Origin of the sequence: Crystallibacter degradans (assembly GCF_012952295.1) — a bacterium.
GTDB lineage: Bacteria > Actinomycetota > Actinomycetes > Actinomycetales > Micrococcaceae > Crystallibacter > Crystallibacter degradans.
In genome coordinates this window covers 139651-162183 of sequence record NZ_JABBCH010000002.1, presented here as the reverse complement: position 1 = coordinate 162183, position 22533 = coordinate 139651, and the positions used below count along the sequence as shown (strand labels likewise).

General features: G+C 67.3%; 20 protein-coding genes. 8 read left to right on the top strand and 12 right to left on the bottom strand.

Translation table 11 applies throughout. The features are described 5' to 3' along the window. Positions 1–105: 105 nt before the first annotated feature. The 5 genes from HGO92_RS04505 to HGO92_RS04485 form a co-directional block, all read right to left on the bottom strand. Positions 106–372, bottom strand: a complete 267-nt coding sequence (locus HGO92_RS04505) for a DUF1876 domain-containing protein (RefSeq protein ID WP_169993027.1) — start codon at positions 370–372, stop codon at positions 106–108. A gap of 87 nt (positions 373–459) precedes the next feature. Next, positions 460–771, bottom strand: coding sequence for an AzlD domain-containing protein (locus HGO92_RS04500; RefSeq protein ID WP_169992328.1), 312 nt, complete (start codon positions 769–771; stop codon positions 460–462). Then, on the bottom strand, positions 768–1574 hold the full coding sequence (locus HGO92_RS04495; RefSeq protein ID WP_169992326.1) for an AzlC family ABC transporter permease: 807 nt from the start codon (positions 1572–1574) through the stop codon (positions 768–770). The genes HGO92_RS04500 and HGO92_RS04495 overlap by 4 nt, the downstream gene beginning before the upstream one ends. A 26-nt stretch (positions 1575–1600) precedes the next feature. Beyond that, complete coding sequence (locus HGO92_RS04490) at positions 1601–3826, bottom strand: glycoside hydrolase family 15 protein (RefSeq protein ID WP_277351870.1); 2226 nt, start codon at positions 3824–3826, stop codon at positions 1601–1603. 98 nt (positions 3827–3924) lie between these two features. After that, complete coding sequence (locus tag HGO92_RS04485) at positions 3925–4797, bottom strand: glycerophosphodiester phosphodiesterase (protein WP_169992324.1); 873 nt, start codon at positions 4795–4797, stop codon at positions 3925–3927. Positions 4798–4902: 105 nt separating this feature from the next. Between HGO92_RS04485 and HGO92_RS04480 the strand changes: the two genes are divergently transcribed. Next, positions 4903–6183 carry a DUF445 domain-containing protein gene (locus HGO92_RS04480; RefSeq protein WP_169992322.1) on the top strand — a complete coding sequence of 427 codons (1281 nt, stop codon included), beginning with the start codon at positions 4903–4905 and terminating at the stop codon, positions 6181–6183. Between the two features lie 191 nt (positions 6184–6374). Here HGO92_RS04480 and HGO92_RS04475 read toward each other — a convergent pair whose 3' ends face one another. Beyond that, positions 6375–7376 carry a hypothetical protein gene (locus tag HGO92_RS04475; RefSeq protein ID WP_346768849.1) on the bottom strand — a complete coding sequence of 334 codons (1002 nt, stop codon included), beginning with the start codon at positions 7374–7376 and terminating at the stop codon, positions 6375–6377. 196 nt (positions 7377–7572) lie between these two features. Here HGO92_RS04475 and HGO92_RS04470 point away from each other — a divergent pair, with 196 nt between their 5' ends. Then, positions 7573–7824, top strand: coding sequence for a DUF6458 family protein (locus HGO92_RS04470; RefSeq protein ID WP_169992320.1), 252 nt, complete (start codon positions 7573–7575; stop codon positions 7822–7824). Here HGO92_RS04470 and HGO92_RS04465 read toward each other — a convergent pair. Next, positions 7821–8441: an alpha/beta hydrolase gene (locus HGO92_RS04465; protein WP_169992318.1), complete on the bottom strand. Its 621-nt coding sequence runs from the start codon at positions 8439–8441 to the stop codon at positions 7821–7823. The genes HGO92_RS04470 and HGO92_RS04465 overlap by 4 nt on opposite strands. Before the next feature lie 67 nt (positions 8442–8508). Then, positions 8509–8910, bottom strand: coding sequence for a hypothetical protein (locus HGO92_RS04460; RefSeq protein WP_169992316.1), 402 nt, complete (start codon positions 8908–8910; stop codon positions 8509–8511). Between the two features lie 179 nt (positions 8911–9089). Here HGO92_RS04460 and HGO92_RS04455 point away from each other — a divergent pair, with 179 nt between their 5' ends. The 5 genes from HGO92_RS04455 to HGO92_RS04435 are packed head-to-tail and all read left to right on the top strand — an operon-like array spanning position 9090 to position 15009. Then, positions 9090–9872 carry a DeoR/GlpR family DNA-binding transcription regulator gene (locus HGO92_RS04455; protein ID WP_169992314.1) on the top strand — a complete coding sequence of 261 codons (783 nt, stop codon included), beginning with the start codon at positions 9090–9092 and terminating at the stop codon, positions 9870–9872. Beyond that, complete coding sequence (locus tag HGO92_RS04450; RefSeq protein WP_169992312.1) at positions 9869–10840, top strand: 1-phosphofructokinase family hexose kinase; 972 nt, start codon at positions 9869–9871, stop codon at positions 10838–10840. The genes HGO92_RS04455 and HGO92_RS04450 overlap by 4 nt, the downstream gene beginning before the upstream one ends. A gap of 33 nt (positions 10841–10873) precedes the next feature. Beyond that, positions 10874–12961, top strand: coding sequence for a PTS fructose transporter subunit IIABC (locus tag HGO92_RS04445; protein WP_169992310.1), 2088 nt, complete (start codon positions 10874–10876; stop codon positions 12959–12961). A 57-nt stretch (positions 12962–13018) separates the two neighbouring features. Continuing rightward, the gene (ptsP, locus tag HGO92_RS04440) at positions 13019–14704 is read left to right on the top strand and encodes a phosphoenolpyruvate--protein phosphotransferase (protein ID WP_169992309.1); all 1686 of its coding nucleotides are present in this window, start codon (positions 13019–13021) and stop codon (positions 14702–14704) included. Positions 14705–14730: 26 nt separating this feature from the next. Beyond that, positions 14731–15009, top strand: coding sequence for an HPr family phosphocarrier protein (locus HGO92_RS04435; RefSeq protein ID WP_169992307.1), 279 nt, complete (start codon positions 14731–14733; stop codon positions 15007–15009). A 122-nt stretch (positions 15010–15131) separates the two neighbouring features. On the opposite strand, the gene HGO92_RS04430 is transcribed toward HGO92_RS04435, so the two are convergent. Beyond that, positions 15132–15359: a hypothetical protein gene (locus HGO92_RS04430; protein WP_169992086.1), complete on the bottom strand. Its 228-nt coding sequence runs from the start codon at positions 15357–15359 to the stop codon at positions 15132–15134. A 267-nt stretch (positions 15360–15626) separates the two neighbouring features. Here HGO92_RS04430 and HGO92_RS04425 point away from each other — a divergent pair, with 267 nt between their 5' ends. After that, a complete protein-coding gene (locus HGO92_RS04425; RefSeq protein ID WP_169992305.1) occupies positions 15627–16178 on the top strand; it encodes a hypothetical protein in 552 nt (183 codons plus the stop codon). 32 nt (positions 16179–16210) lie between these two features. Here the strand turns inward: HGO92_RS04425 and HGO92_RS04420 are convergent, their stop codons facing one another. From HGO92_RS04420 to HGO92_RS04410, 3 genes are all read right to left on the bottom strand, one after another. Further along, complete coding sequence (locus HGO92_RS04420; RefSeq protein ID WP_169992303.1) at positions 16211–17335, bottom strand: endonuclease/exonuclease/phosphatase family protein; 1125 nt, start codon at positions 17333–17335, stop codon at positions 16211–16213. Between the two features lie 48 nt (positions 17336–17383). Next, complete coding sequence (locus tag HGO92_RS04415) at positions 17384–18835, bottom strand: amino acid permease (RefSeq protein WP_169992301.1); 1452 nt, start codon at positions 18833–18835, stop codon at positions 17384–17386. A 127-nt stretch (positions 18836–18962) separates the two neighbouring features. Beyond that, on the bottom strand, positions 18963–22451 hold the full coding sequence (locus tag HGO92_RS04410; RefSeq protein ID WP_169992299.1) for a bifunctional proline dehydrogenase/L-glutamate gamma-semialdehyde dehydrogenase: 3489 nt from the start codon (positions 22449–22451) through the stop codon (positions 18963–18965). Between the last annotated feature and the right edge of the window lie 82 nt (positions 22452–22533).

Sequence of the window (22533 nt, the reverse complement as noted above, 5' to 3'; positions counted from 1 at the left end):
CTTGTAGGAGAAGTACCCAGCGCCTTCGTCGAGGAGGTTCTGAACCGCGGGCATGCGCAACTGGGCCGGTGGACCTCGATCCCACCGGTCGCTTGGATGAACAAATCAGCCTTTGAGGTGCGCCCGTTCCTTGGTCGAGTTTTCGATATCCGACGCCGTGGCTTCGATCAGCTGGTGCGCCAGGTCCGACAGGGCCCGTGCGGCGGCCAACTCATCGCCGATCCTGGGGACATCGGAGTCGATTGGATTCAGCCGGGCCAATCCGATTCCCCGGTGGTCTCCTCCGTCGTCCGCCTTCAACTTCGCCTCGGCCCGCGTTTTCCCTTCATACTCGTCGATGACGATCTCCACCGACCAGCGCTTTTCCTCCATGGTCACCGCCTCCTCTTAACACCCCCACCTTCCGACGCCATGGCAACTGCGTCAAGGGTCCGCGAACACAGAATTTCCCGGTCCTGCCTAGCCCCAGCCGGCGAGTCGGAGCAGGGCCGCCGCAGCGGCGCCGGCGATGACGACGACGAGGAACGGCGCGCGCAGCACCAGGGCAACTGCCGCGGCCAGCAGTGCACCGAACCGCGCATCGAAGGCCAGCTGCTGTCCGGAGGAGAACGCGTTGACCACGGTCAACGAGGCCAGCAGGCCAATGGTCAGCGTGGCAGCAACGCGGGACATCCGCTCGTTCTTCATCCACTTCGCCGGCACCAAATAGCCCACGAGTTTGGTGGCGTAGCTGACCACGCACGCGACGACGATCCAGAACCACAGGCTCATTCGGGCCTCCTCTCCTGGGGGCCGTTCTTGCCCCGGCCGCGGCTGGCCGTGGCGTCTTCGGGCAGCACCATGTGGTGGCAGTCGTGCTCGGAATACGGCTCGTCATAGGGTTCGATGTCCGGGGCCATGCCGGCGGGAAGGCGTTGGCGGCTGAACCAGCCGATGACCCCAGCGACGCCCGCGGCGACCAGAATGGGAACGCCGCTGGGCAGGAAGGGAACAGCCAGCAGCGTGGCCAAACCGCAGACGACGGCGATGGCGGCCGGCTCCTTGCCCTTGAGCCGGGGCCACAGCAGTGCCAGGAACGCCGCCACGGCTGCCCCGTCCAGTCCCCACTGCTTCGGGTCTCCCAACGCGTTGCCGGCGAGCGCGCCGACAGCGGTGAACAGGTTCCACAGGATGAAGATGCCCACCCCGGCGGTCCAGAAGCCCGCGCGCTGCTCGCCCGGGTCGATCTGGCCGGAGGCAGTGGCCGTGGACTCGTCGATGGTGACCTGGGCGGCCAGCAGTTTCCGCCAGTTCCGCGGCGAGATCAGGGCGTTCATCTGCATACCGTAGATCCCGTTGCGGATGCCCAGCAGGGCCGAGGCGCTCATCGCCGCGATGCCGGTGCCGCCGCCGCTGACGACGCCGATGAAGGCGAACTGGGAGCCGCCGCTGAAGAGCAGGAAACTCAGGGCCACGGTCTGCCAGAAATCCAGGCCGGAAGCCACGGACAAGGCGCCGAACGAAATCCCGTAGAGCCCGGTGGCGATCGCGATGGAAAGCCCCACCTTCACCGCGGGGGACTGCAAAAACTTCACCTCACCAGACTAGTCCTCCACAGGAGCTACAGCGCCTCCTGCGCATGGCCGTTGATGGCGTCAGCGGCCCGGATGAGGGCCAGGTGCGAGAAGGCCTGCGGATAGTTGCCCGCCATGCGCTTGTTCACCGGGTCGTACTCTTCGGCCATCAGCCCCAGCTCGTTGGCGTAGCCCACCAGCTGGTCCATCAGCTCGCGGGCGTCTTCGATCCGGCCGGACCGCGCGTACTGCTCCACCAGCCAGAAGGAACAGGCGAGGAACGGGTGCTCGCCCGGCTCCAAGCCATCCATGCCGGCTTCCGTCCGGTACCTCAGGATCAGGCCGGCCTCTTCAACCAGCTCCTGCTCGAGGCGGGCCACGGTACCCAGCATCACGTCGTCGTCGTACTTCACGAAGCCCACCTGGGGGATCACCAGCAGGGAAGCGTCCACTTCGGTGCTGCCGTAGGTCTGGACGAAGGAATTGATCTCCTTGTTGAAACCCTGTTCCATGATTTCGTCACGCAGTTCGTCGCGGAGCTTCCCCCAGTGCTCTGCCTCGCCGTCCAGCCCGTGGTCCCGCACGCCCCGGACACCGCGGTCGAAGGCAGCCCACATCATCACGCGCGAGTGGGTGAAGTACTTCTTCTCGCCGCGCATCTCCCAGATGCCGTGGTCCTTGCTGTCGAAGTGCTTCTCGATGTAATGCAGCAGCGCCTTCTGCAGGGGCCAGGAGAAGTGGTCCTCCTTCCCGCCCATGTTGCGCAGCTTCTCGAGCACGACCATGACCTCGCCGATCACGTCGGCCTGGTACTGCCCGACGGCGCCGTTGCCGATCCGCACCGGTTTGGAGTCCGCGTAGCCGGGGAACTGGTCCAGCTCCCGCTCGGCCAGATGGCGCTCCCCGGCCAGGCCGTACATGATCTGCAGGTCCTCCGGGTCACCGGCGACCGCGCGCAGGAGCCAGTTGCGCCATTCCAGCGCCTCGGTCTCATAGCCGTGCGTCATCATGGATTCCAGCGTCAGGGCGGCATCCCGGAGCCATACGTACCGGTAGTCCCAGTTGCGTTCCCCGCCGAAATGCTCGGGCAGCGACGTCGTGGGAGCGGCCACGATGCCGCCGGTCGTCTCGTGCGTCAGCGCGCGCAGCACCAGCAGCGAGCGCTTGACCATCTCGTGGTATTCGCCCTGCGGCGGGAAGCGCGAGCACCAGTCGCGCCAGTACTTCAGGGTCTCGTCCAGCGCCTTGTCCACGTCGATCATGTCCGGAACTTCGCGGTGCGACGGGAACCAGCACAGCTCGAAGTCCACCGTTTCGCCGGCCTTGACCTCGAACTGGCCCCGGTGGCGGCGCTCCTTGGCGGTCGGCAGGTTTGACCCGTGCAGCACCACCGCGTCCGGCCCGGCGATGCCGACGATGGACTCCTCGTCGGTGTCCGCGTTCCTGACCCGGTTGACCCACGGCACCACCACGCCGTAACCGAACCGCACCACAACCTCCTGGGTGATGGTCACGGTGCCGGAGATTCCCTCCACCCGCCGGACAAGCGAGGCGCGGCGGTCTCCCACCGGCATGAATTCGGTAATGGTTGCTTCGCCGGTATCCGTCTTCCAATGCGTACGGAGCACAAAGCTGGAGTCTATGTAACTGCGTTCGACGACGACGGCGGCTCCGGCGCGCTTCTTGCGTTCTGCTTCGTCTTCCTCGTCTGCCCCGGTGGGTTTGCCTTCCTCGGCATGGACGGATTCTTCCCGCTCGGCGAGGTCTCCGCGCGGGTCTTTGGCTTGCCCGCGGACCTCACCGCCGCGGTGCGCGGCTTCCGTGGTGGTGCCGCGCCCGGCCACCTTCAGGTCCCGGTTCTGGTTCTGGTCAGCGACTTTTGCCGTGGCTGTTCCGCCGGCATCCGCTTTGCCCTCCGTGATTTCGTCCCGGTCCCGCGCTTTCGCGTCCGCGCCGCTCGCGGCGGTGTCGGGGGCGATCTCTTTGCCGGCGTCGCGGGCGCTCTCGGCAGGCCCGGCGCCTTCACCCGCCGCCTCCCCTGCGGGCCCCGTGCCCAACGGCACGCCTGTTTGCTCATGGCTGCCGTCCGGTGCCAGCAGCCAGCGGCCGTGCTCCGGCGTGCCCAGCAGGGCACCGAACGTGGAGTCTGAATCGAAGCGCGGGAAGCAGAGCCAGTCCATGCTGCCGCCCCTAGAGACCAGTGCCCCCGTGTGCAGATCCGATATGAGCGCGTAGTCCTCAATTGGAGATGCCATTTCTCCACTCAACCACAGGCAGGAGCAGGTCTGCCACGGTCCGGGTTAATCTGCCGCGACTATCCGCGCTGCTGGTGCCGTCCTCGGGGGCGCAACGTCTGCCGGACACCGCCAGCTCAGGAACCGGCCTCCAGCTGTTCCAGCAACTGCCGCACCTGCACGGGCCGGTTGGTGGTGATTTCGTGGATCCCCAGCTCGTGGCAAAGCCGGACGTCTTCCGGGTCATTGACGGTCCAAACCCTGAAGCGCAGGCCCGCCGCGAGCCAACGCTCGATCAGCGGCCGGTGCGACCTGATGTAGTCGACGCCCGGGCCCGCCATCCCCACGGCGCCTTGTTCGATCAGCGCCTCGCCCTCGGAAAGCGCCCGGCGCAGCAGCGCCGTTACGGCGCCCACGGTCAGGGAGCCCATGAAGAGGGAACTCTTGATCTCCTCGGCCTCAATGTTGTCCAGCAGTTGGCACAAGTGGTCCGTAGGCACATGGTCTTCCAGATGTTTGGCTGTGTCGGGGTGGAAGCTCATGAACGAGAGCTTGAGGTTGTCCAGCCTTGACGTCTCCGGGTCCCACCCCTCCGCCATCAGGTACTTCAGCAGTTCGTCCTCGAGGGTCTGGCCGAACGGGCTGGGATGCTTAAGCTCGATCGCCAGGTCCAGCGGACGGCCGGCCTCGCGCATGAGGTCGATCAGCGCGTCCAGCGTGAGTAACTGGTCCGCCACGCCCCCGTACTCAGGCGGAATCGGCACGCCGCGCCACGACGAGAAGTCCAGCCGCAGCAGCTCTTCGAGCGTGTGGTCGGCGACGTGACCGGTGCCGGTGGACGTGCGGTCCAGATCGAAGTCGTGGAAGCAGATCAGCTTCAGGTCCGCAGTCAGGTGGATGTCGCACTCAAGCCCATCGGCGCCGTCGGCTATCGCCTGCAGGTAGGCGGCCCGGGTGTTTTCCGCGTACTGTTCGCTGGAACCGCGATGGGCGAAGATCTTGTGCTTCATGGTTTTCACCGTACGTGAATTTGTCGACTGGAAACCGCTTTCGCGGCGGCTCACTGGTTAACTTAGCTTGACGGGTCCCAGAACTTTTTTTGCCGCGGAGGCCAGATGAGCACACAGGTGATGTACGACGACGGCCGCAGCGTTATCGGGGACGCCGAACGTGCCGCCGGGCTGACGAAGATGAAACGCCTGGCCACCGGCATGCTGGGGCTCATGGCGGTGATTTTCATCGTGTCCTTCGCCCTGCAGGAGCAGTATCCCTGGCTGCAGTACGTCCGCGCCGCGGCCGAAGGCGGCATGGTGGGCGCACTTGCGGACTGGTTCGCGGTCACGGCGCTGTTCAAGCACCCGATGGGTCTGAAGATCCCGCACACGGCGATCATCCCGCGCAAGAAGGACCAGATCGGCGCCAGCCTCGGCTCTTTTGTGGAGGAGAACTTCCTCTCCGAAGAGGTGGTCAAAACCAAGATCGCCTCGCTGGGGGTCTCCGCGAAAACCGGCGCCTGGCTGGCCCGGCCCGAAAACGCGGACCGGGTGGCCAGGGAAGGCGCCACCGCCATCCGCGCGGCAATGCTGGTCCTCAACGACGAGGATGTCCAGGACGTCATCGAGTCGATGGCACGGCGGCATCTGCTGGATCCGGAATGGGGCCCGCCGCTGGGCAAGCTCGCCAAGCGGCTGCTCGACGACGGGCACCACCTGAAACTGGTGGAACTGCTCTTGGACCGTGCAGCTGACTGGGTTTTGGACAACCAGGAAACGGTGGCCCGGCTGGTGGCGGACCGCTCCCCCACTTGGGTTCCTTCCTTTGTGGACTCGCTGATGGGCGACAAGGTCCACCTCGAGCTGTACAAGTTCATCGCCGCCGTACAGGCGGACCCGGAGCACCAGGTCCGGCAGCAGCTTGACGTCTACCTCCAGTCGCTGGCCCAGGATCTGCAGACCGACCCGGACATGATCGCCCGGGTGGAGAACCTCAAGAAGAACGCGCTGGGTGACCCGGAAGTACGCCAGCTTGCGGTCCGGACGTGGGACACTCTCAAGCGCGCCCTGCTGGAGGCCGTCGAGGATCCGCAGAGCGAGCTCAGCCGCAAGTTCACTACGGCCGTCCGCGACTTCGGCAATCGGCTGGCCACGGACAAGGAACTCGCCGCCAAGGTGGACGGCTGGATCGAGGAAGCCGCCGGTTACCTGGTCAGGACCTACCGGTCCCAGATCGCGTCCGTCATCACCGAAACGGTGGAGCGCTGGGACGCCGAGGAAACTTCCCGCAAGATCGAGCTGCAGGTCGGCAGGGACCTGCAGTTCATCCGGATCAACGGCACGGTAGTCGGGTCCCTGGCCGGCCTGGTGATCTTCGCCGTCGCGCACGCCATCTTCGGTTAGCTCCGCAATGGGCGCGGGCTGCGTAAATGGGCCCGGGCTTCGCAATGGGCGCGGACTCCGGGGCGCGCGGTTCCGCTGCGATTCGGGGATCCACTGCGATTCGGGGATCTGCAGCCGATACGCGGGCACAGCAGATTCCCGATCCGAAGCCGAACCGGGAGCTTGGTCGGCCCCGGCTGAGCGAGGCCTCGTTAGACGTCGTCCGGCTCGGCCCCGCGGTGCTGCCCGGTCTGCGGGTCCGTCTCAGCCGGCAGGTCCGGCCCGGGCGACGCCGCAAGATCCTCGGGTCGAGGCGCCTGGGAGGACTCAGGCCCGGCATGCGTCGTGGACAACGAGCTCGCACGCACTGCCGCGCCTGCAGCTGCACCGCCGGCACCCGCGCCAAGCTCCTTGCGCCTGCCCGGAATCAGTTTCTTGCGCGGAATGAGGTGCTTGCGCTGGGCCAGCTCCTCCACCAGGGGAATCGGCAGGGTCAGCGGCGGCTCGCCGAAGGCCTCGCGGGTGGATTCGATGACCCGTCGTCCCATCATGTGGTTGCCGGCACCGCCCACCACGGCACCGATACCGAACGGCACTGCACGGCCGAGCAGGGCGGTACCCTGCTTGGCCAGGAACTTCTTCAGGAAGCGCCGGCGCATGCTGTCCATGATGGTGCCCATCATGCCCGCAGGCATGCTGGTGCCGATGACGTTGCCCCACGCCTGTCCCGGCTTGTTCCGCCCGTTGGTCTGGCCTGCCAGTTCGCGGATCAGGGCGCTGCCTTCTTCGCCCATCAGGATGGCCATGACCATGGTGCGGGACCGTTCCGGGTTGTCCGTGTGGATTCCGTGCAGCTCGGCGATGGACTGGGCGTAGAGCGCGGTCGCCTCCAGGAAACCCACGGTCGCAGCGGCGGAAAGTCCCAGGGCAGCGATGGTGCCCACGCCCGGGATCAGTGCGGATCCGCCCACGGCCGCCCCGCCCCCGGTGATGGCGGACAAATAGTACTTCTCGAGCTTCGCGGACAGCTCCGCCGGCGAGGCCTCCGGATACTTGCTCCGCAGCCGGTTCAGGTTGGCCAGTACCAGCGGGCGCTGGACGTCCAAGGCCTTCATAATTCCGTTGGCAACACCCGGTTTGGGGTTGCCCTTCTCATCAAAAGCCGCACCGGCAGCCATCTTGACCGCCGGGTTGAATTTCCTGTTCTTCGCCACGAAGTCCTCCTTGAGGTAGCGGACATGGCCGTTCGCTTTAACACTAGATCACCGGTTCGGCAGCACGCCGGGAACCGGCAATTTTCCCCCGCACGGAAACAAGATCAGTATGCTGAGCAAAGTACCGCAGTATTCCTCTATCGGTTACGTCCGCGGCCACGGGCAGGCGGGCGTCAGGAACAAGGAGTAGTTGGTTATGAGAATCGGATCTTCGATTGCCCTGATCGCCATCGGCGCCATCCTCGCGTTCGCGGTGGCGGACGTCGTCGACTTTATCGACCTGACGCTGGTCGGCCGGATCCTGATGGGCGTGGGCGTACTGGGCCTGATCATTTCGGTGGTCATGGCGGGCACCAGCAGGCGCCGCGTGACCGAAAGCCGCCAGCTGCACGATCCGCACACCGGGGAGACCGTCCGCCGGGACGACACCCGGGACAACGGCCTCTAGCCCAGGTAGGTCTTCAGGAAAATCCCGACGTCGCGGATCTCTTCCGGCCCGATGTTGTGCCCCATCCCGGGATAGGTGCGCGCCGTGAGCCGGGTGTGGGCCTCCAGCCAGTCCGCCGCATAGTCCACCGCGTCCTGATGGATCACCACGTCGGCGGCGTCCCGTCCCCAGAAAAACGGCAGCGTGCCGTCCAGGTCATCCGTCAGGGTCAGCAGTTCGTTCTCCAGCACAAAACCTGAAAGCCCGACGGCGGCACGAAAGGCCGTGGGCCGCAACCGGATCAGCGTGGTCGCCATGGCCATGCCCTGGGAGAAGCCCAGCAGGCTGGTCCCGGTGAACGTGCCGGATGCGAGCACCGGGTCCAGCCAGGCGAAGACCTTGTTGGCTGAGCTGACGACGTCGGCAAAGTCCGAGGCGAGGAACGCGTCCAGCAGGAACCAGCCGTAGTTGGCCCCGACATCGAAGTGGCCGCGCAGCGCCACCCCGGTCACGTTCGCCGGCAGCGCCTCGAACAACGGCAGCACCCGCTCCTCGGAGGAGCCGTAGCCGTGGATCATCACCAGCAACTCGGTGCCGGCACGCTCGTCCTCTGGGCGGGACCATACGGCAGTCGTCATGGACTACTTCTACCATCCGCGGGCCGAGGGCACCGCGCGTGCCGGGCAGTGGCACCATGCCTGCCGGTCAGCGCGGCTTCTTGCTGCCCAGTGCAACAAGTGAGAGCACAATTCCCGCTCCGCTGATGCCGGTGGCGATGAACGAGGCGGCCGGATGCCCGCCGGTGAGCACGGCCGCGGCGAGGGACAGCGGCAGCCACAGCACCGCCCAGCCGAGCACGCCGAACAGCGGCGCGTAGCGTTCCCCGCGGGCCGTCCAGCGGTAGGCGAAGACGCCGAAGACCAAGGAAAGCAGGCCACCGCCGATCATCACGACGGCGCCGAACCCGCCCGGCCCCGGGTTCCCGGAGGACCCCACCAGCAGCGCGGTCAGGGCGTCCACCCCAATCAGCACCACACCCAGTCCGGCCACCAGGAAAAGCGCGTTGCCGGCCTGGAGCAGCATCAACCTGCGCACATCGGCCCTCATGGCACCCACTGTATAAGAGCTGTCTCAGAGGCTCTGCCAAACCCTTGGAGGCCCGCTTTTCTGTTTTTATGTTGGTTTTCGTTGACAAGCAGAAACAAACACAGATAAAGTCGTCAAAACAAAGATTCACGTGATGCCAGTCACTCCCCCTCCCGGTCCGACTTCTCGAAGGAGAAAACATGTTTGCCGCCGAACGCCACCGCAAGATCGGTGAGCTTGTGGCCGCCAAAAACCGGGCCACCGTGGGTGAACTTGCCGACCGCTTCGACATCACGAAGGAAACCGTCCGCCGCGATCTCGCCACCCTCGAGCAGCAGGGCGTGCTCCGCCGGGTCCACGGCGGCGCCGTCGCGGCCGGCCGGGCCAGCACCAGCGAACAGAGCCTGGGCAGCCGCCAGCTCCAGCGGCACGAGGAGAAGCAGCGGATTGCACGCAAGGCCCTGGAACTCATTCCCTCCGGCCCGGCCTCGCTGGTGATCGACGCCGGCACCACTACGGAGCAGCTGGCCGAACTGCTGGCTTCCGAGTCCAACGGACGGCACGAAGACCTGCTGGTCATCACGCACGCGGTCCCCATCGCCTTCCGGATCTCCACCGGCTCGAAGCTGCAGCTGGAAATGATCGGCGGGCGGGTCCGCGGCCTGACCAGCGCCGGGATCGGCGCGCGGACGCTGGAACAGTTTGCCGCCCTGCGCCCGGACATCGCGTTCATCGGAGCCAACGGCATCGATGCCGGCTTCGGCCTCAGCACCCCGGACGCCCTGGAGGCGGCCGTGAAAACGGCAATAGTCCGCTGTGCCCGCCGCGTGGTCGCGCTGGTGGATTCATCCAAACTCGAGGAGGAAACCTTGGTCCGCTTCGCCGGCCTAGAAGAGATCGACACCCTGATTACCGACGCCGCACCCCCGGCCGCACTGGCCGAGGCGCTCGAGGCCGCGGACGTCGAGGTGGTAGTGGCATGATCATCACCCTTACGGCCAACCCCAGCCTGGACCGCACCGTCGAACTGCCCGGCTCCCTGATCCGCGGCGGCGTCCAGCGCGCGGTGGCCGCCTCCCAGCAGGCGGCCGGTAAGGGCGTCAATGTGTCCCGCACGCTGACCGCCTCCGGCGTCGCCAATCTGGCCATCCTCCCCGGCGACCCCGAGGATCCCGTCATCACCGGGCTGCGGCAGGACGGCCTGGCCTACGTGGGGCTGCCCATCGGCCAGGCCCTGCGCAGCAACATCACGCTGACCGAGCCGGACGGCACCACCACCAAGATCAACGAACCGGGCCCGCACCTGGACGGCAACCGGCAGGAGGAGCTCGCCTCGGCGGTGCTGGCAAAGTGCGACGGCGCGGCGTGGCTCGTGCTCGCCGGTTCCCTGCCGCCGGGCGTACCAGCCGATTTCTACGCCCGGCTCACCATCCGCGTCCGCGAAGAACTCGGGTCCGCAGCTCCGCGGATTGCCGTGGATTCGTCCGGCGAACCGCTGCGCCAGGCATTTGCCGCCGGCCCGGCCGCCGTGCCGGATCTGGTCAAGCCCAATGCGGAGGAGCTGGCCGAGCTGGCCGGCGTCCACAGCGAGGCCGCGCTGGAGGCGGATCCGGAACTCACCGCGCAGACCGCCGCGCTCCTGCTGGATAAGGGCGCCGAGGCGGTGTTGGCCACGCTGGGCTCCAAGGGCGCCGTCCTCGTCACCCGGGAGGGCGCCTGGTACGCCACGCATCCGCCGGTCAGTGCGCGCAGCACCGTGGGGGCCGGGGATTCCTCCCTGGCCGGCTACCTGCTCGCACACAGTTCGGGCGCGGGCGCCGCGGGCTGCCTCCGCCAGGCCGTAGCCCACGGTGCCGCGGCCGCAGCACTGCCCGGCACCACTCTGCCCGCCCTGTCACAGACGACGCCGGACGCCGTCGTCGTTAGTTCGCTTTCCGTTCCCGCTCCCTGACTTCATTCCTTCCAAGCCCACAAGGAGGACGCCATGTCCCACCTCATCACCGAAGAACTTGTCACTCTGGATAAGAACCTCGGCACCACCAGCCAGGATGTGATCCGGCAATTGACCCAGGTGGTGCTCGCCAGCGGCCGCGCCAGCGGCTTCGACGGCCTCTATGCCGACGCCGTCGCACGCGAGCAGAAGACCGCCACCGGCGTGCCCGGCGGCATCGCCATCCCGCACTGCCGCTCCACCGCGGTGCTCGAACCCACCCTCGCGATGGCGCGGTTGGCTCCCGCCGTGGACTTCGGCGCCAAGGACGGCCCGGCCGACCTGGTCTTCTTCATCGCCGCGCCCGAGGGAGCTGACAAGGAGCACCTGAAGCTGCTCTCCAAGCTCGCCCGCTCCCTGATCAAGAAGGACTTCACCGCCAGCCTGCGGGCCGCCGAGTCGCCGGCGGATATCGTGGCACTGGTCAACGGCGCGCTCTTCCCCGACGAAAGCGCCACTGCTGCCGCGGGTGCCCCGGCCGGCAGTGCTCCGGCCGGCGCCGCTGCGGGTTCCGGTGCCGGTTCCACGGCAGGTGCCGGGACCGCCACCGCTACCGAGCAGCACGGCCGGCACGCCGCTGCTGCCGCCGCCGATCCGAACCGCCCCAAGTCGCTGGTTGCCGTCACGGCCTGCCCCACCGGCATCGCCCACACCTACATGGCAGCCGATTCCCTGGTCGCCGCGGGCAAGGAGGCCGGCATCGAGGTGCAGGTCGAGACCCAGGGCTCGGCCGGCGCAACACCACTGGATCCTGCCGTCATCGACAGGGCTGACGCCGTGATCTTCGCCGTCGACGTCGATGTGCGCGAGAAGGAGCGGTTCGCTGGCAAGCCGGTCATCCAGTCGCCCGTCAAGCGGGCCATCGACGAACCGGACGTGATGCTCCGCGAGGCGCTTGCCGCCGCGGACGACCCGAACGCCCGGCGCGTCAGCGGCACCGCGGACGTGGCCTCGCACCAGACCGGCCAGACCGGCGAAAGCATCGGCGCCAAGCTCAAGCGCGCCCTGCTGACCGGCGTTAGCTACATGATCCCGTTTGTTGCCGGCGGCGGCCTGCTCATTGCGCTGGGCTTCCTGCTCGGCGGCTACGCCATCACCGATGTTGCGGACACCGTGGTGCTGGAGAACAACTTCGGCAACCTGCCCGACGGCGGACTGCTCACCTACCTGGGTGCCGTCGCCTTCAAGATCGGCGCGCTGTCCATGGCCTTCCTGGTCCCCGCGCTGGCCGGCTACATTGCCTACGCCATTGCGGACCGGCCGGGCATCGCCCCGGGCTTCACCGCCGGCGCGGTTGCGGGCTTCATGGGCGCCGGCTTCCTGGGCGGCCTGGTCGGCGGCCTGCTGGCCGGCTGGATTGCGCACCTGATCGGGCAATGGTCCGTCCCGCGCTGGCTGCGCGGCCTGATGCCCGTGGTGATCATCCCGCTGCTGGCCTCCATTGTGGCCTCGGGTTTGATGTTCCTGGTGCTCGGCGGCCCGATCGCCGGCCTGACCACTGCGCTGAACGCCTGGCTCTCCGGCCTGACCGGCGTATCCGCCGCCGCCCTGGGCATCATCCTGGGCCTGATGATGTGCTTCGACCTCGGCGGACCGGTCAACAAGGTGGCCTATGCCTTCGCCGTCGCCGGTCTCGGTGCGGGCAGCGCCGACAACCAGGCCCCTTGGATGATCATGGCTACAGTGATGGCGGCCGGCATGGTGCCGCCGCTGGCGATGGCGCTGGCCACGGTGCTGGACCGCAAGCGCTTCTCGCTGGCCGAACGCGAAAACGGCAAGGCCGCCTGGCTGCTCGGCGCGGCGTTCATCTCCGAAGGCGCCATTCCATTCGCCGCGGCCGATCCGCTGCGCGTAATTCCCGCCAGCATGCTCGGCGGAGCGGTAACCGGCGCCCTGACGATGGCCACCGGTGTAACCTCGCAGGCGCCGCACGGAGGCATCTTCGTCTTCTTTGCGATGGGCAATGTGGTTATGTTTGTTGTAGCCGTTGTGGTGGGAGCTATCATTTCGGCCCTGGCCGTCCTGGCCCTGAAACGCTACGCAACGAAGAAGACCGCTCCGGCAGAAACTGTCGCGGCCTAGGCCGCAGCAGCCTACGCTGACAGACAAGCCATCTAGTAGTTGAGCAAGGGGTACGCAATGACCAGCATTACCGGAGTAGGCGTCAGCCCGGGGCGAGTGATCGGGCCGGTACTGCAGATGCCGCCGGCCGTCGCCGAGCCGGCACCCGGCGCCGGGCTGCCGGCCGGAGCCACCGCCGAAGGAGAAGCCAACAGGCTCCGTGCCGCGGCGAAGACGGTCCAGGCTGCGCTGAAGGACCGCGCCGCCGGGGCACGCAAGGAGGCGGCCGAGGTCCTCCAGGCCACCGCGCTGATGGCCGCCGATCCGATGCTGCTCAAATCCGCGGTCAAGCTGCTGGAGGCCGGCCGCGGCACCGAACGCGCCATCTGGGAAGCCGCGGAGCAGGTCGCCGAACAGCTCAAGTCGCTCGGCGGCTACATGGCCGAACGCGCCACCGACGTGCTCGACGTCCGCGCCCGGATCGTGGCCGAGCTGCGCGGCGTACCGGCCCCGGGCATCCCCGCCTCGGACGTCCCGTTCGTGCTGGCCGCCGAGGACCTGGCACCGGCGGACACCGCCACGCTGGATCCGGCGATGGTGCTGGCGCTGGTCACCTCCGGCGGCGGGCCGCAGTCCCACACGGCCATCATTGCCCGCTCGCTTGGGCTGCCCGCCGTCGTCGCCGCCACCGGTGCCACGGGTCTGGCTCCGGGCACCGAGGTCTTCGTGGACGGCGCCATGGGCATCGTCACGCCCTCCCCGGGGGAGGCGGAGCGCGACCTCGCTGCCGCCTATGCCTCCCGCGAACCGTTACAGCCCTTTGACGGCACGGGTATGACGGCGGATGGCCACCTGGTCCCGCTGCTCTCCAACGTGGGCGGCGGCGCCGATGCACTAGCGGCCGCAGCGCTAGGCGCCGAGGGGGTTGGCCTGCTGCGCACCGAATTCTGCTTCCTTAACCGCGATGCGGAACCTACCATCGACGAACAGGTCGCCGCCTACAAAGCCGTCTTGGACGCCTTCCCGGCCAAGAAGGTGGTGGTCCGGACACTGGATGCCGGCGCCGACAAGCCGCTGCCGTTCCTGACCGACAGCACCGAACCCAACCCGGCGCTGGGCGTGCGCGGCTACCGGACGGACCTGGCCAACCCGGGTGTGCTGGAGCGCCAGCTGCAGGCCATCGCCACGGCGGCCGGCCAGAGCCAGGCGGAGGTCTGGGTGATGGCGCCGATGATCGCCACAGCCGAGGAAGCCGGCCGGTTCGCCGGATTCTGCCAGGCCGCCGGGCTGGAGACACCCGGCGTCATGGTGGAAGTTCCCTCCGCCGCGGTGACCGCCGGCTCGGTCCTCAAGCGTGTGGATTTTGCCTCCATCGGCACCAATGACCTGACCCAGTACACGATGGCGGCGGACCGGCAGCTCGGCCCGTTGGCGGCGCTGAACGACCCTTGGCAGCCGGCCGTCCTGCACCTGGTCAAGGCCACCGTGGACGGCGCAGCCAGCCTGCAGGAAGCACCCAAGCCGGTGGGAGTCTGCGGCGAGGCGGCCGCGGACCCGGCCCTCGCCGTCGTACTTGTTGGCCTCGGTATCAACTCGCTGTCCATGAGCGCCCGCTCGCTGGCCGGCGTGGCCGCGGTGCTAAGGTCCGTTCCGCTGGAGCGGGCCCAGCAACTGGCCGCCCTGGCGCTGGGAGCGGACACCGCCGCCGAAGCCCGCGCCGCAGTGCGCGCCGAACTGCCCCTGCTCGAAACCCTCGGACTCTAAGCACGTCCCGTCACAAAGGAGAAACCATGCCCGAACGTATCGCAACCGTAGCCAGCCGCGTTGGCCTGCACGCCCGCCCCGCCGCCATTTTCGCCGAGGCCGCCGGAGACCAGCCGGTGGAAGTCACCATCGCGCTGGAAGGCGCCCCCGCCGACGAGGCCATGGACGCCTCCAGCATCCTGTCCCTGATGAGTCTGGGCGCCGAACACGGCTCCAAGGTAGTGCTGCGGGCCGAGGGGGACGGCGCCGATGCTGCCCTCGACGCCCTGGTGCAGGTGCTCGAAACAGACCACGACGCCGAATAGCACCTACCGCTGGCAGCGTCACCGTTTCCGGTCCCACCGGTTCCGGGACGGCACAGGCTCCGGTCCAGTCCTGCGACTGAACCGGAGCCTGTGGCGTTAGCAGCAAGTAGTGGGACCCGCTGCTACCAGCGGACCTTCTTCTCGGCCGGCCCGCGCCTGTTGCTGGCATGCGTGGGCTTGTGGCTGTTGCCGATGCTGTGCCAGCCGGGCAGGTCCCCCGGGCTCTTGGCGTCCTTGGCATCGGTCAGCCGCTTCTGCTGCTCTTTGCTCAGTTTCTCAGCGGCAGCGGGGGCAAGATGGACGTTGAGTTCGGCCTTGGCCGCGTCAGGGTTGTTGTCGATGGTGGTCATGGTTCCTCCGTTTCTTACGATGAACGCCTGAGAGGGTGCGCCAGATGCCGGAACAGAACCCGGCAGAACGGGTCTTTTCATCACGAGGTACGGGAAAAGAACTCGGAGGCACAGCCTCAACAAGCAGGATTTTCTTTAGGGCAGCTTTGGAGCCGGCCGGTACAGCGGAGACCGTCTCTACTCGAAAATCAGTGTTCCCATGCGTGCAAGCCTAACAGCGCGGCCTAAGTTCGGGTAGATTTTTCTCCAACAGATTTGGGGGACGCCATGACGCAGTTCGATGACCGGTATGACCCGATCTACCAGCGCGGGCACCGGATCCAGCCCGATGGCAGGCCGCAGGGCCTTACCGCGGACCCCGCGGGCCGGACAGCGGGTAACGGGTCCAGGGCGGCTAGCGCTGGCAACGAGCGCACTGAGGCCGGATTTGCGGCAGCAGCGGCGCCCCGTCCCACCCCGGCGGCCCATCCCACTTCCACTGACCTGACCGGCGCGGCGGGCATCTCCGAGGTCGTTCCGCCCGAGCTGGCCGGGCGGAAAGAGGAGCACGATGCCGCTCCGGCCCCGCGGTCGAAGTTCAATCCGTTCCTGCTGGCCCTCTGGCTGCTGGGGGCAGGCGCCATCACCTTGGGATTCTGGGCCGCGCTAGGACCGGTAATGACCATGAACGATCCGTTCGGCGTCAACTCGGGCTTCGGCCCGCCAGAGTGGATCTACCTCCTCAGCATGCTCTCGCCGGGGCTCATTGCCGGCGGGCTGACGGCCCTCGCCGCCGCACTCGTCCTCCACGGCCTGGCCTGGCAGCGCCGGCGGCAGTGAGACACCTGGCCACTCAGCGGATCGAAGTCCGGTCAAGCTGGACCTTTCGGAAGCAACAGGTCCACCCAGACTAGCCGGGGGTCGCTGGTGGGGAACGGGAATTCGCCGGTCAGGTCTGCGCCCGGCTCGCCCGGCGCCGGCCAGAAGACCCCGGCACCGCCGACGTGGAGGTTCTCGGAGGGCAGCACGTAGTCCACCCGCAGGTTACCGGGCGCCGGGTCGTCCTGGAAGTCGGCCGTGTCCAGCCGCGGATCACCCAGATGGCTGATGTTGCTGCCTCCCTGGCTTCTCGCCGCCTCCACCGCGCCCCGTGAAGCCGGCTGCGGATCCTGGACCCGCGGGTGCTTCAGCAGCTGGTCGATGGCCCCCGGCCAGGAATCGCCGTCCCGCGGGTCCGAGTTCTGGTCGCCCAGGATGACGAACCGTTCGCCGGGCTTCAGGCCACCATGCTGCCCGGCGTCGTCGTAAATATAGCCGGCCCGCTTGCCGCCGGAGACGTAGTCCGCCCAGAAGCGGATCTCGTCATTGTTCCGCCGCCCGTTGCGGTCCTCATCCCCGTCGAAGGACGGCGGCGTCGGATGGCTGGCGAGCAGGTGGACCATCTTGCCGCCCATCCGCACCGGCACATCCCAGTGGGACTTGCTGGAGAGCCGCAGCGCTTCCTGCGCCTGGGCCGAGTAGTAGTCCGCCGGCATCAGGTTGCCCGGCATGTCCTGCCAGCGGAAGGTCTGGAACGTGCGGATGCCCGGCGTCTGGAGCGGGAATTTGGACAGCACCACCATGCCGTACTGCCCCTCGAATTCGCCGAAGCCGAACGCATCATCGGCGGTGCCCAGTTCGCCGTCGTTATTCAGATCCAGCCCCGAGTCAACACCGGTGTTGGACGGGGCGGTGTAGGCGTACGGGTAGCTCACGGGAGCCTGGCCGTGCTGGCCGACCTCCAGGTAGTTCGCCCGGAACAGGTCCACCGCTGCATGGTCCTGGTCGTGGTCGAACTCGTTGAGCAGCAGGATGTCCGGGTTGTTCCGCTGGATCACCTCGGCAATATTCCGCGCCTGCGCATGGCCCGGCGTGGCCAGATCCGCCACCAGCTGGCCCTTCGCCGCACGGTTGAGGCTGGCGTTGTAGGTGGCGATCCTGACGGTGTCCTGCTGCATGTTCCCAGTATGCGGTTCACCCGCCCGGGAAGAACGTCAGCCGCCCTGTCAGGTGCGGGTCTTGTGGCGGCCGTGGCGCGGGCTTTCCGGGTTCATCAGCGAGTGCCGGCGGCCGTAGAAGAAGTAGATGATCAGGCCCACTACCAGCCAGACGCCGAACCTCATCCACGTCTCCCAGTGCAGCTGCAGCATCAGGAATCCGGAGGCCAGCACGCCGAACGCGGGCACCACCGGCATCCACGGCAGTTTGAACGTGCGGTGCACGTCGGGCCGGGTGCGGCGCAGCACGATCACGGCCACGCAGACAACCACGAAGGCGGCGAGGATACCGATGTTGGTGAGGTCCGCCACCGCTCGGATGGGGAACACACCGGCCAGCAGAGCCGAGGCGATGCCGGCAATCCAGGTGACCCGCTGCGGTGTGCCGTGCCGGTCCGTTGCGGCGAACCAGGTGGGCAGCAGTCCGTCGCGGCTCATCGAGAACCAGACTCGGGTGACGCCGAGCAGGAAGGTCAGCATCACAGTCAGGATGGAAACCACGGCAAAGGCCGAAATGATGGTGGCGATAACCGGCAGTCCCACTGCTTGGAACGCGGAAGCGAAGCCCGCCGTGGGGCTGATTTCGGTGTAGTTCTCCATCCCCGTCAGCACCAGCGTCGCCAGCACGTAGAGCGTCATGGCGATTGCCAGCGAGAGCAGGATCGCCTTGGGCATGTGTTTCTTGCCGTCCACGGCTTCTTCCGCCGCCGTGCTCATCGCGTCGTAACCGAAGACCGCGAAGAACACCGTGGCCGCGCCGGCGAAGACAGCGCCGAAACCTGAGGGCATGAACGGCGTGTAGTTATCGACGTCGACAAAGAAGAAACCGAGTCCGATGATGAACAGGATCAACAGGACCTTGAGCCCCACTGCAACCAGTTCGAACCGGCCGAATGTCTTGGTGCCCCGGCTCAGGATCCAGGTGATGAACAGGCAGACCACGATGGCCGGCAGATTTACTATCCCGCCCTCGATGGTGTCCGCCGTACCCTGCATCCAGATGGGAACGTCTACACCGATGCCGGACATGAACTCCGCGAAGTATCCGGAGATGCCGATGGCCACCACCGCCACGATGGCGGTGTACTCCAGCAGCAGGTCCCAGCCGATGAACCAGCCGATGATTTCGCCCAGGGCCACATAGCCGTAGGTGTAGGCGGAGCCGGCGCGGGGAATCATGCCGGCGAACTCGGCGTAGGACAGGGCGGCGGCGGCGCTAGCCAGGCCTGCGATCAGGAACGAGATCGTGACGCCGGGCCCCACCGGGTCGGCGTCTTCGCCACCGTTGGCCACCAAGCCGGCCAGCGTGAAGATGCCGATACCGATAATGCCGCCGACGCCGATTGCGGTCAGCTGCCACAGACCCAGGCTCTTGAACAGCCCGCTGTCGATGTTCTCGTCTTCAACCAGGTCGATCGGCTTCCGCCGGAGGACCGACTTGCTTCTATCAGGGTTGCTCATGTGCGTACCTTAGAGTCGGTAGTTTTCTGCCCGGGGTCCCCCGCAACCCCGGGCAGCTTAAAGGTGAACTGATAGTAGTCCTCCGGCGGGCGTTGGACTAGGTTTTTGCCCCGGTGGGATCCGCCTCCTAGATCAATTCGTCCGAGAGGTGGTTCGGGGTACCGAAGCGGTGGGCGGTGATGCTCACGGCCTGTTCGTGGAGGAAGGGCAGCATTTCCACCCGGCCGGCCTCGGTGACGGGGTGCGCGTAGACCGCCAGGTCCACCCGCCCCCCGGTAGCTTCGGCGAGCGCCTTGGCGTTCCCGCCGATCAGCCGGATGCGTCCGGCGGTAAACCGGGCCGCACGAGCCAGCCACTCGGCGTCGTTCTCTGTGGTGACCTCGATGCCCTTATCGATCGCCACGGCGCGCAGGGCGGCCGGAAGTTCGACGGCGGTGGATACCTTGACCTCGGACCCGGCCAACACGCCGGCGGCCAGCACGCGGACCAGCTTGGCCAGCGGCTCGCCCTCGGCCAGGCGAACGGTCACCGGCAGCGGCAGGTAGCGGAAGACGTTGCGCTCAGCGCTCAGCCCGGTGACGTCCTTGGCGGCGCCGAACTCGGTGGCCCAGGCCTCGGCGTCGGAGGACAGCGATCGCTCCAGGAACGCCGCGTCCTCGGCGGACACCGCAGTGTGGGAAAGCCGTGCCGCGTCGAGCAGGTGGCGGACGCCGTCATGGGAGACGGCCGCGGCAGAGTGGCTGCGGGCAGGTTCCCAGTCGCCCAAACCGGCCAGATAGTTGGGGCCGCCGGCCTTGGTACCGGCACCCACCGACGACTTCTTCCAGCCGCCGAACGGCTGGCGCTGCACAATCGCACCGGTGATGCCGCGGTTGACGTACAGGTTGCCGGCCTGGATGTTCTCCAGCCAGTAGTCCAGCTCGGCCGGGTCCAGCGAGTGCAGTCCGGAGGTCAGCCCGTACTCGATCTCGTTCTGGATGGCCACGGCCTCCTCGAGCGTTTCGGCGGTCATGACGCCGAGGATCGGGCCGAAGAACTCGGTCAGGTGGTAGTGCGAGCCGCGCTTAACGCCGGTGCGCACACCCGGGCTCCAGAGCTTGCCGGATTCGTCCAGCTTCTCCGGCTTGAGCAGCCAGGTTTCGCCTTCGCCGAGGTTGGTGAGCCCGTCCAGCAGTTTGCCGTTGGCCGGTTCGATCACCGGACCCATCTGGGTAGACGGATCCACCGGATAGCCCACCTTGAGCGAGGTGACCGCGTCCACCAGCTGGTTGCGGAACCGCGGCGACTGCGTCACCGAGCCCACCAGGATCACCAACGAGGCCGCTGAACACTTCTGCCCGGCGTGGCCGAACGCGGACTGCACCACGTCTTTGGCGGCCAGGTCGAAGTCCGCGCTGGGGGTAACGATGATGGCGTTCTTGCCGGAGGTCTCCGCCAGCAGCGGCAGGTCAGGCCGAAAGGAGCGGAACAGCTCGGCGGTCTCGTAGCCGCCGGTGAGGATGACGCGGTCCACGGCAGGATGGGAGATCAGCTGCCGGCCCAAGTCCCGTTCCTCCAGCTGCACCAGCTGCAGCACGTCGCGCGGAATGCCGGCCTCATCGAACGCCTCCCAGATGGCTTCGACCATGACCGCGCCGGTGCGGCGGGCCTGCTTGGCCGGTTTAATCACGACGGCGGAGCCCGCGGCGAGCGCTGCCAGCGTGGATCCTGCGGGGATGGCCACCGGGAAGTTCCACGGCGGCGTCACCACGGTCAGCCGCGAGGGGACAAAGGTGGCTCCGTCCACCGAGTCCAGCTTGCGCGCCAGCTCGGCGTAGTAGTGCGCGAAGTCGATCGCCTCGGAAACTTCCGGGTCCGACTGGTCCAGCGTCTTGCCTGCTTCGGCTGCGGCAACTTCCATCAGCCGGGCCCGGTTGGCGGCGAGCTTATCGCCCGCCAGGTGGAGGACCTCGGCGCGCTCGGCACCGGTCATGTCGCCCCAGGCCTTCGAACGCTCGACGGCGGCCGCGACCACCTTTTCGAGCTGGTCCGGGGTCCGCAGGGTTGCCGCTTCCACGGCGTCGATGCCCAGGGTGGACTCGGGCACCCGGGCCAGGATGGCGCGCCCCCAGTCGAGGTTGGCCGGCAGGGACGGGTCCGTGTCCGGAGTGTTGCGGAAGCTGTCCCGGGGAGCAGGGGCTTCCGCCACGTTGCGGTCCTGCTGCCGGTTGGGCAGCGGAACGGTGTTGTCCAGGTTGGCCAGCGAGGCGAGGAAGCGCTGCTTCTCGCGTTCGAAGAGCGCCTCGTTTTCGCTCAGTTCGAAAACGGCGGACATGAAGTTTTCCTGGCTCGCCCCCTCTTCGAGCCGGCGGATCAGGTACGCGATGGCGACGTCGAATTCCTGCGGCTGCACCACGGGCGTGTAGAGCAGCAGCGAGCCGACGTCGCGCTTGACCGCCTCGGCCTGCCCCTGCGCCATGCCGAGGAGCATCTCGAACTCGACCGCCTTCTGCTCGGCGGGGATGCCGCGCTGCTTGGCCAGGAGCCAGGCGAAGGCGACGTCGAACAGATTGTGGCCGGCCACGCCGATGCGGACGGCATCCACACGGTCCGGCTGCAGCGAGTAGTTGATGATCCGCTTGTAGTTGGTGTCGGAATCCTGCTTGGTGCCCCACGTTGCCAGCGGCCAGTCATGCAGCGAGGCCTCAACCTGCTCCATCGGCAGGTTGGCGCCCTTGACTACGCGCACCTTGATCGGGGCACCGCCGGCGGCGCGGCGGGCCTGCGCCCACTGGGTCAGGCGCATCATTGCGGACAGCGCGTCCGGCAGGTAGGCCTGCAGGACGATGCCGCCGGAGAGGTTCTTGAACTCGGGCTTGTCCAGGATCCGGGTGAAGACCGCGATGGTCATCTCCAGGTCCTTGTACTCCTCCATGTCAAGGTTGATGAACTTGGGTGTGGCGGCGTCCGCGGCCTGCCGGTACAGCGGCGTCAGGCTTTCGACGACGTACTCAACCGTCTCGTCGAAGGCCCAGGGCGAGTGCGGGGCCACCGTGGAGGAGACCTTGATGGAGACATAGTCGACGTCGTCGCGCGCCAGCAGTTTGTGGGTGCCCTCGAGCCGTCGGGATGCCTCGTGCCGGCCCAGCACTGCCTCGCCGAGCAGATTAATGTTCAGCCCGACGTCGTGCTTCTTGATCTTGGCGATCGCAGGGCCGAGTTTGGCATCGGTGGCATCCACGATCAGGTGGCCCACCATTTCGCGCAGCACCCGGCGGGCAATCGGGATGACCACCTGCGGCAGAGCCGGTGCCATGGCGCCGCCGAAGCGGACCGCGCTGCGCATGTACCAGGGCAGGAAGGACGGGACCTTGGGCGCCAGCGCCGCAAGGTTCCGTGCAGCGACGTTGAGGTCCTCGGGGCGGATCACTCCGTCGACGAAGCCGACCGTGAACTCCAGGCCGTTGGGATCCTTCAGGACCCCGGCCAACTGCTGCGCGGAGGCATCAACCGGGATCTTGGACGCCTCGGTCAGCCAGTGGCGGACCAGTTCGATGGCATCCTCGGCCAGGTCGTGGACCTGCTGGTCGGCCAGCGCCTGGGGCTGTGCGACGGGCTCTTTCAGGACATCGGTCATGGCGTTTCGGCTCCTTCTGGAACGGGGCTTTTAGTACCTTCTTCCCCCAGTATGCGTCCGCCGTTCGATTAGATAAAGTGAT